Origin of the sequence: Acinetobacter sp. MYb10 (genome assembly GCF_002980175.2) — a bacterium.
GTDB classification, from domain to species: Bacteria; Pseudomonadota; Gammaproteobacteria; order Pseudomonadales; family Moraxellaceae; genus Acinetobacter; species Acinetobacter guillouiae.
Window position 1 is genome coordinate 2,788,331 of the sequence record NZ_CP058272.1, and the last position, 15,054, is coordinate 2,803,384.

At 40.0% G+C, this 15,054-nt stretch carries 15 protein-coding genes; 10 read left to right on the forward strand and 5 right to left on the reverse strand.

The window, feature by feature from the left end:
- Positions 1–4 precede the first annotated feature (4 nt).
- Positions 5–1,231, reverse strand: coding sequence for a nicotinate phosphoribosyltransferase (pncB, locus tag CQZ96_RS13065; RefSeq protein WP_004718736.1), 1,227 nt, complete (start codon positions 1,229–1,231; stop codon positions 5–7).
- Between the two features lie 279 nt (positions 1,232–1,510).
- Between pncB and dtd the strand changes: the two genes are divergently transcribed.
- Complete coding sequence (gene dtd, locus CQZ96_RS13070) at positions 1,511–1,951, forward strand: D-aminoacyl-tRNA deacylase (protein ID WP_004818319.1); 441 nt, start codon at positions 1,511–1,513, stop codon at positions 1,949–1,951.
- A 94-nt stretch (positions 1,952–2,045) separates the two neighbouring features.
- Here dtd and CQZ96_RS13075 read toward each other — a convergent pair whose 3' ends face one another.
- The 3 genes from CQZ96_RS13075 to serB form a co-directional block, all read right to left on the reverse strand.
- Positions 2,046–2,525, reverse strand: a complete 480-nt coding sequence (locus CQZ96_RS13075) for an SCP2 sterol-binding domain-containing protein (protein ID WP_004718739.1) — start codon at positions 2,523–2,525, stop codon at positions 2,046–2,048.
- A 216-nt stretch (positions 2,526–2,741) separates the two neighbouring features.
- Positions 2,742–3,056, reverse strand: coding sequence for a ciprofloxacin tolerance protein AciT (aciT, locus tag CQZ96_RS13080; RefSeq protein ID WP_004818318.1), 315 nt, complete (start codon positions 3,054–3,056; stop codon positions 2,742–2,744).
- 430 nt (positions 3,057–3,486) lie between these two features.
- A complete protein-coding gene (gene serB / locus CQZ96_RS13085; RefSeq protein ID WP_004718743.1) occupies positions 3,487–4,707 on the reverse strand; it encodes a phosphoserine phosphatase SerB in 1,221 nt (406 codons plus the stop codon).
- A 77-nt stretch (positions 4,708–4,784) separates the two neighbouring features.
- On the opposite strand from serB, the gene CQZ96_RS13090 reads away from it, so the two are divergent.
- The 9 genes from CQZ96_RS13090 to CQZ96_RS13130 all read left to right on the forward strand — a co-directional run bounded on the left by CQZ96_RS13090 (position 4,785) and on the right by CQZ96_RS13130 (position 14,572).
- Positions 4,785–6,071: a hypothetical protein gene (locus CQZ96_RS13090; RefSeq protein WP_105713918.1), complete on the forward strand. Its 1,287-nt coding sequence runs from the start codon at positions 4,785–4,787 to the stop codon at positions 6,069–6,071.
- 291 nt (positions 6,072–6,362) lie between these two features.
- Positions 6,363–7,484 carry a bifunctional 3,4-dihydroxy-2-butanone-4-phosphate synthase/GTP cyclohydrolase II gene (gene ribBA, locus CQZ96_RS13095; protein ID WP_004818315.1) on the forward strand — a complete coding sequence of 374 codons (1,122 nt, stop codon included), beginning with the start codon at positions 6,363–6,365 and terminating at the stop codon, positions 7,482–7,484.
- A 97-nt stretch (positions 7,485–7,581) separates the two neighbouring features.
- Entirely contained in the window at positions 7,582–8,052 is a 471-nt protein-coding gene (ribE, locus tag CQZ96_RS13100) for a 6,7-dimethyl-8-ribityllumazine synthase (protein WP_004718750.1), read from the forward strand.
- 3 nt (positions 8,053–8,055) lie between these two features.
- On the forward strand, positions 8,056–8,505 hold the full coding sequence (nusB, locus tag CQZ96_RS13105) for a transcription antitermination factor NusB (RefSeq protein WP_004718751.1): 450 nt from the start codon (positions 8,056–8,058) through the stop codon (positions 8,503–8,505).
- An 11-nt stretch (positions 8,506–8,516) separates the two neighbouring features.
- Positions 8,517–9,434 (forward strand): thiamine-phosphate kinase, encoded by a 918-nt coding sequence (thiL, locus tag CQZ96_RS13110; protein ID WP_105713919.1) that lies wholly within the window; start codon positions 8,517–8,519, stop codon positions 9,432–9,434.
- Positions 9,435–9,456: 22 nt separating this feature from the next.
- Complete coding sequence (locus CQZ96_RS13115) at positions 9,457–9,933, forward strand: phosphatidylglycerophosphatase A (RefSeq protein WP_016539097.1); 477 nt, start codon at positions 9,457–9,459, stop codon at positions 9,931–9,933.
- Positions 9,934–9,954: 21 nt separating this feature from the next.
- Entirely contained in the window at positions 9,955–11,319 is a 1,365-nt protein-coding gene (gene glmU / locus CQZ96_RS13120) for a bifunctional UDP-N-acetylglucosamine diphosphorylase/glucosamine-1-phosphate N-acetyltransferase GlmU (protein WP_105713920.1), read from the forward strand.
- Between the two features lie 12 nt (positions 11,320–11,331).
- Complete coding sequence (glmS, locus tag CQZ96_RS13125; protein ID WP_056517067.1) at positions 11,332–13,170, forward strand: glutamine--fructose-6-phosphate transaminase (isomerizing); 1,839 nt, start codon at positions 11,332–11,334, stop codon at positions 13,168–13,170.
- A 430-nt stretch (positions 13,171–13,600) separates the two neighbouring features.
- Complete coding sequence (locus CQZ96_RS13130) at positions 13,601–14,572, forward strand: cation diffusion facilitator family transporter (RefSeq protein ID WP_105713921.1); 972 nt, start codon at positions 13,601–13,603, stop codon at positions 14,570–14,572.
- A gap of 110 nt (positions 14,573–14,682) precedes the next feature.
- Here the strand turns inward: CQZ96_RS13130 and CQZ96_RS13135 are convergent, their stop codons facing one another.
- Entirely contained in the window at positions 14,683–15,003 is a 321-nt protein-coding gene (locus tag CQZ96_RS13135) for an ArsR/SmtB family transcription factor (RefSeq protein ID WP_004718782.1), read from the reverse strand.
- Positions 15,004–15,054 lie beyond the last annotated feature (51 nt).

Below are 15,054 nucleotides of genomic sequence, written 5' to 3' on the forward strand. Positions count from 1 at the left end.
AAATTCAGATATCAATTTTCACTGCTTCGACAACTTCAGGTATTTCAAAGACCTGTCGTAAGTAAGCCAAGAAAGTATCGTTATCCGTCATGGTTTTTCCGGGACTATCTGAAATTTTCGCCACCGATTGACCATTACACTCCACCAGTTTTAACACAATATTGAGTGGTGTTTGCCCCATATCATTGGTCAAATTGGTACCAATACCAAAACTAACTTGAAAGCGATCTTTAAAGTATTGATACAACGCCCATGCACGTTCAATATCTAATCCATCACTAAAGGTTAGCATCTTGGTTTTAGTATCAATTTTTAGTTTTCGGTAGTGCTGATAAGCTTTATCGCCCCATTCAAATGGGTCACCACTGTCATGACGTAAGCCATCGAATAACTTGGCAAAATACAAATCAAAATCTTGTAAGAATGCATCCATACCGACCACATCGGTCAAGGCAATGCCCAAATCACCACGATATTCTTGTACCCAGGTTTCTAAAGCCGCTTTTTGAAAATCTCTTAAGCGGACATCTAGCGCTTGGAATGCTTGTAGAAACTCATGCGCCATGGTTCCAATTGGATGAATATTTAATTCCTTTGCCAAAAGGACATTACTGGTACCTCTAAACACATTGGGTACAGCTGCATGGAAGGTCTGGATCACATGTCTTTGCCAATCTAGGCTATAACGACGACGAGTACCAAAATCTGAGACTAAAAATGGAGGAGCTTGAGTGCCTTGTTGTTGTTCAAATTTCTTTAATAATTCAACTTTGGCTTGTAGACGACGTTCACCTTCAACATAAATGTCATCATTACGAATCCGGCTAAAATAGAGTTCATTGACAATCGCCAGAACAAAAATTTCAAACATCATCGCCTGAACCATTGGGCCTTCAACCCAAATGTCTAAACGACCTTGTTCATCAATACCCGCTTTAATAAAACGGCGTTTGAGTTGGAATAATTCTAAATAGTCAACAAAATCACTTTTGATAAAACGCATACTGCGTAAATATTGCAATTCATCTTCTTGGAATTTGAGTAAGCAGAGATGATCGAGCTGCTCGTTCAAATCATCCAGAATATCCGTCAGGGGATAAACCGTAGCATCTAGATTACGACAGCGAAAGTGATACACACTGTGCGTTTGAGGAAATTTATGTAGCACCACTTGTAACATGGTAAATTTATATAAATCTGTATCGAGCAAGGATTGGATGATTGGCGCCATATCTATTTTAATTTCGCTATGCTGTTTTTATTAAAGCATATTTTTCACTGAGATAACGTAATCATTTATAAGTGATGAACTATATTTTCAGTTAAGCTCAACATAAATCTCAGCAGAATTATTTTTTCAATTTATCTACTCATATGATAATTTTATAAATTCTATTCTTATTCAAAAGCTTATTAACAGCTTCAACTTTTCAGCAATGGCCTACTCGCATCAACTTACAGGGTTTTCCCTGTTAGAATAGCGCTATCGTATTTTAGTCTTATTGTTTATATGCGCGCATTATTACAAAGAGTGTTAGAAGCCAAAGTCGTTGTTGATGGTGAAACCACGGGAGAAATTCAAAAAGGAATTTTGGTTTTTCTAGGCTTAGCGAAGGAAGATAATTTTGAAAAAGGTCAAAAATTAATTGATAAAATTTTGAAATATCGTTTCTTTGATGACGAACAAGGCAAAATGGGCTGGAACGTCAGCCAAGCCAATGGCGGGATTTTATTGGTCTCTCAATTCACCTTAATGGCACAAACGCAAAAAGGCTTGCGTCCAGACTTTGGGCCAGCCATGCCGCCCGCTGAAGCCCAGGCACTGTATCAACAATTGGTTGATTATGCTCGATCACAATTTAAAAATGTTGAGACGGGTATTTTCGCAGCGGATATGAAAGTGCATTTGGTCAATGATGGGCCTGTGACCTTTAACTTGGAAGTTGAATAATTAAAAGCTGAATAATCAAAAGCTTGATCTTAATACCAATGTTTAAATCTTAAAAAGCCCGATCAGATCGGGCTTTTTAAGATTTTCGATTCGCTTAGCGTCCAATCTTCTCTTTTAAGAATTGACGTGCCAATTTAATTTTATCTTTTACTGGTTTTGGAACTTTTGGTGGAATCAGTTTAGCCACTTGGTTAAACCAGACCAACAAACTGAAATCGCCTTCCATTTTGATGCTGCCGTTTTGCATACCCGTCATAAAAGCTGTTGGATCGCCTTTTACCAAAGTTTTTACACCTTGCTCACTGTCAGCAAACTGTAAAACAAAATCAGCTTTTTGTTCAGCACCTGAAACTGTATCAATTTGACCATTGTTCACAATAATTTGGCGTGCCACGCCCAAGTCAGTACCAATCTGAATACGGAACTGACGGTCATGGGTCAATTCAATAAATTTTGGACTGGTACGAGCCAATTGTTTCATACGAAGTGCTAAACCCAATACAAGCAAATCCAGTGGATCTGTACTTGCATCAACGATTGGTAACTTCACAACTGGAATTGCAGAAAGTTTCATGACATTTAAGCCTGTTGTTTTTTAAATTAGATTCGAATTTGCTCATCCTAGCATAACTTGTCATTGCGTAGACATGGCTTTCAGAGCAAAGTATAAACTGAAAAAAAGGTATACCATTATGATATACCTTGGAATGTCTAAATTGATTTTTTTCGTGTAATTAAAGTCACTATTGTTATCTTAGCGTTCATATTGACTGAAGTTTTCACTCAAAACTTATTCATCTTCATAGACTGGGGTATGTTCAATATATTGGCGATTTGCCAATGCTTTTTGTGCACGACTGTCTTCACGCAATAAGAGAGCAATCAATGCAGACATCGCCAACATAATCGCGGTTAAATAGCTATATGCGACCGAAATATCAAAGATGTTCTGTACACTATAACGCATTGCTTCCAAGGTGCCCCAGAAGATCATGCCTGCAAACATAAACCCTAACCAATGACGATAAGGGGAAAAGAAAACGGTAGCCAACGCTGCAGCAATTAGACCGAATCCAATCAATGTTGCAAATGTTGTTGATACCATAACAACCTCCGTCAAAATGATGCCTTATAAAAAAACCGTTTAAATAGGTGTTTCACAACAATTTCAAGCTTTATAATTTTTCTTAAATCACCTTATAGAAGCTTATGCTTTGCATTATGTATAGTTTTTAAGAGAAGGAAAGCGCTGTTTTCTGCTTAAACGACACACTTTGTCGCAACATTCATTTGTCATTACATTTTTTAAGAATCCTGTTTTTCTCACAAACTAATTACCATCAATCATGCAGTGTCATTACAAAAAAATACACACAGCTTTTAATCCCTGAAAAACTTTTTTTAAGTTCTAAAACGAATATTTTTATCAAGCTGTTTTATTGAGCGCGAATGGCAGCAAAGTGATTCATTTTCAAATAAAAAATAGCGACTTAAAGTCGCTATTTGTCATGATTCTGCAATATAACCCATGTCATTTAAGCACGGGACAAATCTTTATCATGCACGCCTAAAAGATAAAGCACACCATCTAGACCTACACTTGAAATAGCTTGATTGGCATTTTGGCGAACCACAGGTTTAGCACGGAATGCGACTCCAAGCCCTGCAATTGAAAGCATCGGTAAATCGTTTGCGCCATCTCCAACCGCAATCGCTTGCTCAGGTGAAATCCCCATTTTTCCAGCCAATTCAGTCAAGAGATACGCCTTGCGCGCACCATCAACGATATGGCCTTTAACCTCACCTGTCACAACACCATTTTCAACATCAAGGATATTGGCATGCACTTCATCAATGCCCAATTTTTCTTGTAGATATTCAGCAAAGTACTGAAAACCACCAGATAAAATCGCAGTTTTATAACCCAATGATTTCAGTGTCGAGATTAACCGCTCGGCACCTTCTGTCACGGTTAGTCGTTCAGCAATTTGAGGCAATACTGTGGCATCAAGGCCTTTAAGTAAAGCAACGCGTGCACGGAAACTTTGTTGAAAATCCAACTCCCCTTGCATTGCACGTTCAGTGATTTCAGCGACTTTATCGCCCACCCCTGCTTCTTTAGCAAGTTCATCAATCACTTCTTGCTCAATCAGAGTCGAGTCCATGTCGAAGCAGACTAAGCGACGATTACGGCGATAGGCATTGTCTTCCTGCACCGCGACATCAATATTTAATTCAGCAGAAAGCCGTAAACATGCGGCACGCATCGCCTGTGCATCCAGCATTTGCCCACTCAAACCGAATTGAACACATGAACGTTTCAGTCCATCTTGGTGTCCATTACGCTCGGGACGCCCCGACAAGCGCGTCACTGTTTCAATGTTAAAACCTTGACTTGAAACAATATTGGTCACCGCTTGCAGATGTTCGGCTGTGAGCTCTGGTGCTAAAGCGGTCACGATATAACGTGTGCGCCCACCTTCACTCACCCATTGGTCATATTCTGCGCCTGAAATCGGCTTAAAACGAACAGTTAAACCAATATCATGTGCTAAAATAAGGATGTCTTTCATGGCTAAAGCTGTTGCAGTTTGATCGTTTGACGACACTACAATACCTAAAGTCAATTGATTATGGATGACCGCCTGTCCTACATCTAATATTTGCAAAGAATGTACGGACAACACTTGCATTAATCGAGTAAACTGATTGGGTTGGTCAGGTCCTAAAAATGAAATAAGAATGATTTCTCGCATGAATTGACTCGGGTCTGAGCTACAACAATTGGAAGAATCATAATCGAAATCGAAATTTTTTGCTTTGGAAGTTTACGTTGAATGCGCCAAGACAAGGGCTATTTGCTAGCCTACTTATTGTAAGTTTTGCATTTCATACCTTTTTATTGGTAGTTGCAACAACACATCAGTTGAATGAAAACCGTGCCAGCCAAGGCCAACTCATGACCAGCCAATTGGTCACGGACAGCCTATCTGAACTCGAACCCGCAAATACGGTGTCATTGGCGCTGTTGGCAAATCGCTATGCGACCAATCCAAGTGTGGCTTCGATTCGAATACTTGATGCTAAAAAACAAGTACTGGCAACCAGTGGTATGGCAAAAACGCGTCAAGGTGAAGTTTTTGTTCGTGATGCATTACAGAACGAGAAAAAAGTCGGCACTATTGAAATTACCTTGATCAAGCCAAGCATTGGTGAAATTTTACGTACCCAATGGCTGGCTATTTTAGTGTCCTTATTGATTCATACCTTCTTATGGTTGGCCTACCGTGCCATCGCTCGTCCAACACGTAGTGAATATTTGGCTCGCATCAACAATGAAGCCCGTTTAAAACATGAGATTCAACAACTGACAGAAGCACTTGAAGCTGAGAAAGCCAATCGCACGATTGCGATTGCCCAAGCTCAACAACAAGCGCAAGCCAAAGCAAAACCTGAACCCAAAACTCCTGTAACCAAGACACTGGAAAATGACCAAGAGATTTTGGCACTGAATATTCAGTACTATGATCCAAAGCAACTGATGAATACGGTCAACCAGTCGGTTTCACTGCCTTATTTTAATTTATGTCAGATTTTTCTGAATAAAAGTATTGAACTTTGCGCACAGCATTTCAAATTGAATGCAAAAGATTTCACCATTCATCAAGAATTTAATCAGAATGGTGCAATCCTGAGTATTGATGCTGAAAAACCCAATGCAGCACAATCTATATTAATGGTTGGTTCGGTATTTCAATTATTGTCAGAAGTTCTGTATAAACGTTACCGTGAAGATAAGCGCTTTGTGTTACAGACGCGTTGTGCGGTCACCACCTCAGTAGAGGCGATGCAACTTGATGCGTCTCAAGCGGCTGAGCGCTTGGTGAATCATTTAATTGCCAAAGAAATGGCATTGTATTTAAGCAATGATCAACTCAAGCATATTGGTGATTGTTATCAATTGGTTGCCTTGCCAAATCCAACCAATGTGTTGACCCGTCACTCATTTATGATCAATGGTATGAATAATGACTGTGCTGAACTTGCACAAAATATTCGTACTGAGATTTTAAAAGGTAAGAAAAATACACCGAATTCTGAAGCAATCTCAGAGAATTGAATATTTACCATCTATCAAGCCCTCCTCTTTTTTAAAGTGTGAGGGTTTTTCTTTTATTACGCTCAATTTCCGATAAGTTAATCTTATTTTTTTCGAAATGAGTGTCTGATCTTTATACTAAATCGCAATGTTTCAATTTTCTTCTCTTTTCATTGCCCTACAAGCTTGTGTATAACTATCTATCTCAAAGGAAGATGATAAGCATAGGCAAAATACGTAAAAACACGTTAGACTATGCTCCGAATGTACTCAATGAAAATGTCATACGACAGAACAAAAAGGTGAAGGTTGATGCCGCTCAATACTGTTGAAGAGCTTGTAGCAGATATCCGTGCAGGTAAAATGGTTATCCTCATGGATGACGAAGATCGTGAAAATGAAGGCGATTTAGTCATTGCTGCAACACACGTACGCCCTGAAGACATCAACTTTATGATCACCCATGCTCGTGGTCTTGTATGCCTAACACTGAGTCGTGACCGCTGTAAGCAACTCGATCTACCATTAATGGTCGACCATAATGGCGCACAACACAGTACAAATTTCACGCTTTCTATTGAAGCGGCAAATGGTATTACTACTGGTATTTCTGCCGCAGAACGTGCCCATACCATTCAAACTGCAGTTGCAGCACATGCCAAACCTGCTGATATTGTACAACCTGGACATATCTTCCCATTGATGGCACAACCGGGTGGTGTATTACACCGTGCTGGACATACTGAAGCTGGCTGTGACTTATCTCGTTTAGCGGGTTTAGAGCCTGCGTCGGTGATTTGTGAAATTATCAATGAAGATGGCACGATGGCACGTCGTCCTGATCTTGAAGTATTTGCTGAGAAACATGGCTTAAAAATTGGTACAATTGCTGATCTGATTCATTATCGTATGACCAATGAACAAACCGTAGAACGTTTGGATCAACAAAGTATAGATACTGAATACGGTACCTTTGATTTATACCGTTACCGTGAAATTGGTAATCCAGACATTCATTTGGCTTTGGTCAAAGGTGAACCGAAACAAGGGGTGACAACTGTCCGTGTACATGGTTTCAACCCTGTACGTGATTTATTGAAACTCAATAAAAAAGATGGTGAGCCTGCTTGGAACCTCGATAAAGCACTCAAAACGATTGCCGACAGTGATCGAGGGGTTTTGGTCTGGATTGGTCAACGTCATTTATCTGACTTAGGCCCTGCTTTGGCAGAACTTGGTAAGCCAAAACCAACAAAATCAAATGCTGCACTTTCACAGCAATACCAAACGATTGGTGTTGGTGCACAAATTTTACGTGATCTCGGTGTTGAAAAGATGAAACTTCTTAGCTCACCATTACGTTTCAATGCATTATCAGGCTTTAATTTAGAAGTGGTGGAATACATCACTGCTGACCAAAAAACGGGTCAATAATTTTTAATCAGACTGCATTTATTGCTCAATTAGGTTTTTAGTCGGGAAATAAAAGCAGTCGGTACAACCACTTATCTGTTAAATTATCGAGGTTGCCATGGCGATTCGCCGAATTGAAGGTTTATTACATCTCGCGAGCGAAGACCGTTACGCGATTTTAGTTGGTCGTTTTAACAGCTTTGTTGTTGAACATTTATTAGAAGGTGCAATTGATACATTGCATCGTCATGGTGTAAGCGACGATAATATCACTGTCGTTCATGCACCGGGCGCATGGGAACTTCCAGTTGTGGCTAAAAAATTAGCAGCTTCTGGTAAATTCGATGCAGTGATCGCACTTGGCGCAGTGATTCGTGGTAGTACGCCACATTTCGACTTCGTTGCAGGTGAATGTGCCAAAGGTTTAGGTGTAGTTGGTTTAGATACTGGCCTACCTGTAATCAATGGTGTATTGACTACGGACAGTATTGAACAGGCGATTGAACGCTCTGGTACAAAAGCAGGTAATAAAGGTGGTGAAGCTGCCCTTACTGCTATTGAAATGGTTAACCTGTTAAAGGCAATTTAAAGCATGTCGCAAACACTCCAAGCTACTTATGCAGCAAAACGTAAAGCACGTCGCTTTGCTGTACAAGGGATTTATGAATGGCAAATGAGCCACAACCCAGTGCATGAAATTGAAGCACGTACCCGTGTTGAAAACGCAATGCATAAAGTGGATCTCGGCTATTATCATGAGTTGCTCACAGCCGTGATCGCAAACCATGAAGCATTGGATGCTTTACTTGTTCCTGTTCTGGATCGTGAACTGAGTGCATTGGACGGTGTAGAACTTGCTACATTACGTTTAGGTGCATACGAACTCAAAGACCATCTTGAAGTCCCTTATCGAGTTGTACTCGATGAAGCCATTGAGCTGGCAAAACACTTTGGTGGTGCTGACAGTCATAAATACATCAATGGTGTATTAGATCGTTTAGCAACAAGCCTGCGTGAAGCAGAAAAGCAACAAAGCAAATAAGTTGTTTTTACATGGCTGAGTTTTCAATTATTGAGACCTATTTCAATCGTCAGCAGCAAACTGATGTTGATTTAGGCGTCGGTGACGACTCAGCTCTGCTCTCCCCGCCTTTGAATCATCAATTGGTGATTTGTACGGATACCCTTGTCGCTGGTCGACATTTTCCGCTAGAAACCTCTCCACATGCCATTGGCTGGAAATCTGTTGCTGTCAATCTGTCAGATATTGCTGCAATGGGTGCAAAACCCCACAGTATTTTACTCGCATTGAGCCTATCCCAAATTGATCATGACTGGCTAAAACAATTTAGTCAGGGTTTATATGATTGTTGCGATCAATTTGGCGTACGTTTAATTGGTGGTGATACCACACAAAGTCCACATCTCACTATTACCGTCACTGCACTGGGCTGGATTGAAACAGGCAAAGCCATTACCCGTTCTGGCGCACAAGTCGATGATTTAATTGTAGTCAGTGGCTCGATTGGTGATGCCGCTTTTGGGCTAAAACATTTAGGACATCCACTACAACAACGTCTAGATTACCCAACACCGCGCTGCGAATTAGGTGCTCTGTTAAAAGACTTGGCGTCCAGTATGATTGATGTTTCAGATGGACTTGCTCAAGATCTCGGGCATATCTTAGATGCCTCGGGTGTCGGTGCAAAAATAGATTTAAATCAACTCCCAATTCATCCAACTTTAAGGCAGCTCAGCAACAATGAGCAATGGAAATATGCTTTAGCGGGCGGAGATGATTATGAGTTATGCTTTACAATAACTATGCAAAATTATGCTAAACTTTTGCAATTAAAACCAAATGTAACCACTACAATCATCGGCCAAGTTACACAAAAATCTGGGATTGTATTTGAGAAAGATGGCTTAGACCATCCACTTCAACTTCAAGGGTACCAACACTTTGCATAAACCTCCGATTGTCTTTAAAAGTATGACATGGGCTGAACGCTTTATTGTGTTCTGCGGTGTGGGCTTTGGTTCAGGCTTAGCGCCTAAAGCACCAGGTACATTTGGCTCAGCATTTGCGCTTTTGTTTATTCCGATTTGGCTTGCAATTGGTTTTTATGGCTCCATATTGGCCATCATAATCATGTCATTGGTCGGTATTTGGATTTGTGGGAAAACCGCAGAGATTATCCATGTGCATGATGATGGGCGCATTGTTTGGGATGAGTTTGCTGGGCAATCAATCACGTTCCTGCCTTTAATTTATTTAGGACAAATGAATTGGATTTGGGCACTGGTTGGATTTGCACTGTTCCGTTTATTTGATGTCTGGAAACCATGGCCTATTCGTGTCATTGACCAAAAAGTCGATGGTGGCTTTGGGATCATGCTTGACGATATTATTGCAGGCCTCTGGGCAGCAATATGTATCGTGATTTATTTATATTTTAAAATGGCTTAAGCCAGATCTGTTAGGTGTGATATGTCTACAACTGTGATCATTCTTGCTGCAGGTAAAGGAACACGTATGCGTTCTAGTTTACCCAAGGTACTCCAACCTTTAGCAGGACGCCCACTACTCGGTCATGTGATTGAAACAGCAAAACAATTACAAGCAAAAAATATCATTACAATCTTTGGTCACGGTGGTGATCTAGTTCAAAATGCATTTGCACATGAAAATATTCAATGGGTAGAGCAAACCGAACAACTCGGTACGGGTCATGCCGTTAAAGTGACTTTACCTGTTTTGCCCCAAGATGGCATTTCTTTGATCCTTTCTGGTGATGTGCCTTGCGTACAACAAAGTACCCTACAACGCTTGGTTGATGTATCCAGTCAAACAGGCATCGGTTTAGTCACATTAACGCTTGATGATTCTACTGGCTACGGTCGCATCGTACGTAAGGATGGAAAAATCCAAGCGATTGTTGAACATAAAGATGCTTCTGATGAACAACGTCAAATTAAAGAAATCAACACAGGTATTTACTGTGTGAGCAATGCCAAATTACATGAATGGTTACCTAAACTCAGCAATGACAATGCTCAAGGCGAGTACTACCTCACTGATATCGTGGCAATGGCTTTAGCGGATGGTATGGAAATCGCATCCATTCAACCAGAATTGGCTTTTGAGGTTGAAGGCGTAAATGATCGTATTCAACTTGCAGCATTAGAGCGTGAATTTCAAAATTATCAAGCCAAATTATTGATGCAACAAGGCGTGCATTTGATTGACCCTTCACGTTTTGATTTACGTGGTCAACTCACTGCGGGTACTGACGTTCGTATTGATATTAATGTGATTATTGAAGGTCAATGTACTTTCGGAAATGGCGTTGAAATTGGCGCAGGATGTATTATCAAAAATACTCAAATTGCGGCAGGAACCAAAGTTCAACCGTATAGTGTTTTTGAAGATGCAGTGATTGGTGCAGATGTACACATTGGTCCTTTTGCACGACTACGTCCAGGTGCGAAATTGGCAGATGAAGTTCATATCGGTAACTTTGTTGAAGTGAAAAACACTTCTGTTGGTCTCGGTTCAAAAGCCAATCATTTCACCTATTTAGGCGATGCAGAAATTGGTGCGGGTTCAAACATCGGTGCAGGTACAATTACCTGTAATTATGATGGCGCCAATAAACACAAAACCATCATTGGTGATAATGCCTTTATTGGAACCAACAACTCACTGGTTGCACCGATTAAAATTGGGCATGGCGCAACCACAGGTGCGGGTTCAGTGATTACCCATGATGTAGCAGACAACAGTCTTGCATTTGAACGTGCAAAACAAATTTCGAAAGAAAATTATCAACGTCCCCAAAAGGTCAAGAAATAAGAGGATATTATTATGTGCGGTATTGTTGGTGGCGTTGCTGAACGAAGCATTACAAATATTTTAATTGAAGGCCTAAAACGTCTTGAATATCGTGGTTATGACTCTGCGGGTGTTGCTCTAGTTGATCAGGGGCAAATCTTACGTGAACGTCGTGTTGGTAAAGTTGCAAATTTAGAAGGCGCGGTTGCAGAGTCGAATATTTTAGGTTCTGTGGGTATTGCACACACACGTTGGGCAACCCATGGTAAACCAACTGAAAACAATGCCCATCCGCATATTTCTGGGCATGTTGCAGTGGTACATAACGGTATTATTGAAAATTACCAAGAGCTTAAAGATGATCTTGAAGCTTTGGGTTATGTGTTTACATCTCAAACCGATACTGAAGTCGTTGCTCACTTAATTACTGAAGCACTAAAATCATCGCCAAATTTATTAAAAGCCGTTGAAGAAATCGTACCTCAACTGAAAGGTGCTTATGCACTGGGGATTGTGCATACCGATTACCCAAATGAATTAATTGCTGTTCGTGAAGGCTCACCTTTAGTCATTGGTGTCGGTATTGGTGAGAACTTTATTAGTTCAGACCAATTGGCACTATTACCTGTGACCAACCGTTTTATCTATCTTGAAGAAGGTGATATTGCGCGTTTAACTCGTGAAACGATTGAAGTTTTTGTTAATGATCAATTGGTTGATCGTCCGGTGAAAGAGCTGGATGCAACCGTGAGTAATGCCTCTAAAGGTGAATATAAACACTACATGCTCAAAGAAATTTTTGAGCAACCTGAAGCAATTCAACAAACGATCTCTCAAGCTTTAAATGGCAATACATTACGAGAAGACTTTTTACAAAATGCTGAAATAGATTTTAAAAATGTTCAGCAAGTTCAAGTGCTTGCTTGTGGTACCAGCTACCATGCGGGAATGATTGCAAAATATTGGTTTGAACAACTGATTGATCTGCCTTGCCAAGTTGAAATTGCCAGTGAGTTCCGTTATCGCTCGCCTGTGATTGTAGATAACACCTTGTATGTTTGTATTTCCCAATCAGGTGAAACTGCAGATACCTTGGCTGCATTACGTGATACCCAAAAGCGTGCCAAAGCAAAAGGGGTGAATATCTATACCATGACGATTTGTAATGTCGCGACCTCATCTATGGTTCGTGAAACAAATCATCATTTATTAACCCTAGCTGGTCCTGAAATTGGGGTCGCATCAACCAAAGCATTTACCACACAGCTTGCGGCTTTGATGTTATTGACCCTTAAACTTGGTCAAGTTAAGCAAACCATTTCAGCTGAACGTATTGATGAAATCACTTCTGCGTTGTGGCATATCCCTAAAGTCATTTTAGATACCTTACAAAATGATGCAGAAATTTTACGTTTGTCTGTTCTGTTCAAAGAGAAACAGCATTGCTTGTTCTTGGGTCGCGGTACAGAATTCCCAATTGCGCTTGAAGGTGCATTAAAACTTAAAGAAATTTCATATATTCATGCCGAAGGTTATGCTGCGGGTGAATTGAAACATGGCCCACTGGCTTTGGTCGACAATGATATGCCTGTGGTGATTCTTGCACCGAATGATGACATGCTGGATAAACTTAAATCCAATATGGAAGAAGTCCAAGCACGTGGTGGTGAACTGTTTGTTTTTGCTGATGAAAATAGCGGTATCGTGGCTAAAGAACGCCAACATGTTGTCTATGTTCCAACGGTCAATACTTGGTTAGCGCCAATCGTTTATAGTGTACCTGTGCAATTGTTGTCTTATCATGTTGCGGTATTACGTGGTACTGACGTAGACCAACCTCGTAATTTAGCAAAATCAGTTACGGTTGAATAATCAATCAGTTACTTATTGTAGTGTATGAAATAAATTAAGTTTCATACACATATCAATAGCTCAAGCAATCCACACAAACCGTGCGATAAAATTGCATGAATGTGTGGATTTTTTATGCCTGATTTTTATAGATCCATCAATTTAAAAATAACCTGAACAAAAACCATCTTCTTAAACTTGAACCAACAAAATCCCTGAGCGAAAAATAGCCTCCTTTTTACTTCGTATCAAAGTAAATAAGCTCGAAAGTGAATCAGTTCGTTTTAAAAACTTTATTTCTATTCTGTTTTATTAAACCTAAGTGCCTTATGACATCAGATTTTTAAAATTTTTTGATTCACAATGCAATAAAAAATTAACATGAAGCTATTTGACAAAACAAACATATGAACATATATTCATATGTAAATAATCCAATTCAGAGGTCCTTATGGGACACAATCATAATCACCCCCATAATAGCCATAGTGATCACAACCACGCACATGTACCTGAAGCAACTACAGGAAATGAAAGAAAAATTCTGATTTCTTTCTTCATTATTTTCAGTTTTATGCTTGTTGAAGCTGCTGGGGGAATCATATCTGGTTCACTGGCACTGTTAGCTGATGCAGGCCATATGATGACGGATGCACTTGCATTAGGATTAGCATATGCAGCGTTTCGCTTTGGGCGTCGTACTGCGGATAAATCACGTACTTTCGGCTATATGCGCTTTGAAGTGATTGCAGGTCTGATCAATTCTCTAACATTGTTTGGGATTGTTGGATGGATCGTCTATGAAGCGATTGTACGCTTTCAATCACCTCAACCCGTACTTGCAGGACCGATGTTTATTGTCGCAATTGTTGGTATGTTGGTGAATATCTTTGTTTTATGGTACCTCACACGAGATGATACGAATCATGTAAATATCAAAGGTGCGATTCTGCACGTGATGGGTGACTTATTGGGTTCTGTTGCTGCAATTATTGCTGCAATCGTCATCTGGTACTCAGGCTGGACACCGATTGATCCTATTTTGTCTGTGCTTGTATCATTACTTGTATTGCGCAGTGCATGGTCTTTGTTTAAACAAACCATTCATATTTTATTAGAAGGTGCGCCTGCCAATGCGAATACAACAGATATCACCACTCACTTATTAAAATCCGTTCAAGGCATTCAGAAAATTAGCCATATTCATGTATGGATGATTACTTCAGGAAGAGCAATGGCAACATTACATGTCCAACCTGAAGCAGGTGTTGATATCAAGACACTCACCGAACAAATTGAACATGAATTAAAAACCAAATTTGATATTGAACATCCAACTGTCGCGATTGATTGGCAAGGTGATAGCAGCTGTAGCCTTGAAAAACCGACAAAAATTGATCCTCATGCTGGACATAGTCATTAAGATCAATATGGATCAAGCACAAAGTGCCACAAGGTCATTGATTGTTGCCTTGTGGCATCCACATTTTGAAATTCACTTTAGTTTTAAAATCGATTTAAAAAATAGAAAATTTAACCACACTGCTCTTCTGCAATATGTTTTGCCATATCAGACAGAACATGACTGACATGCGTATCAGCGATTTCATATAAGACTTGTTTGGCCTGACGCTCACTTTTCACCAAGCGTGCTGAACGTAATAAACGTAAATGATGACTAACCAAAGATTGCGACAAATCGAGTGCTTCACAGATATCGCCTACTGGACTAGGTCCACGCATACAGAATAAAAGAATTCTGAGACGTGAGGCATCTCCTAAAAGTCGAAAAGTTTCAGCCAGAATAATAATCTCGTCTTGCGATATTTCTGTTGAGCCGTCTTTAAAAGTCATATATTAATCACAATCGTTGTTCATAATTTTTCATCATAAAAGATTCTACTC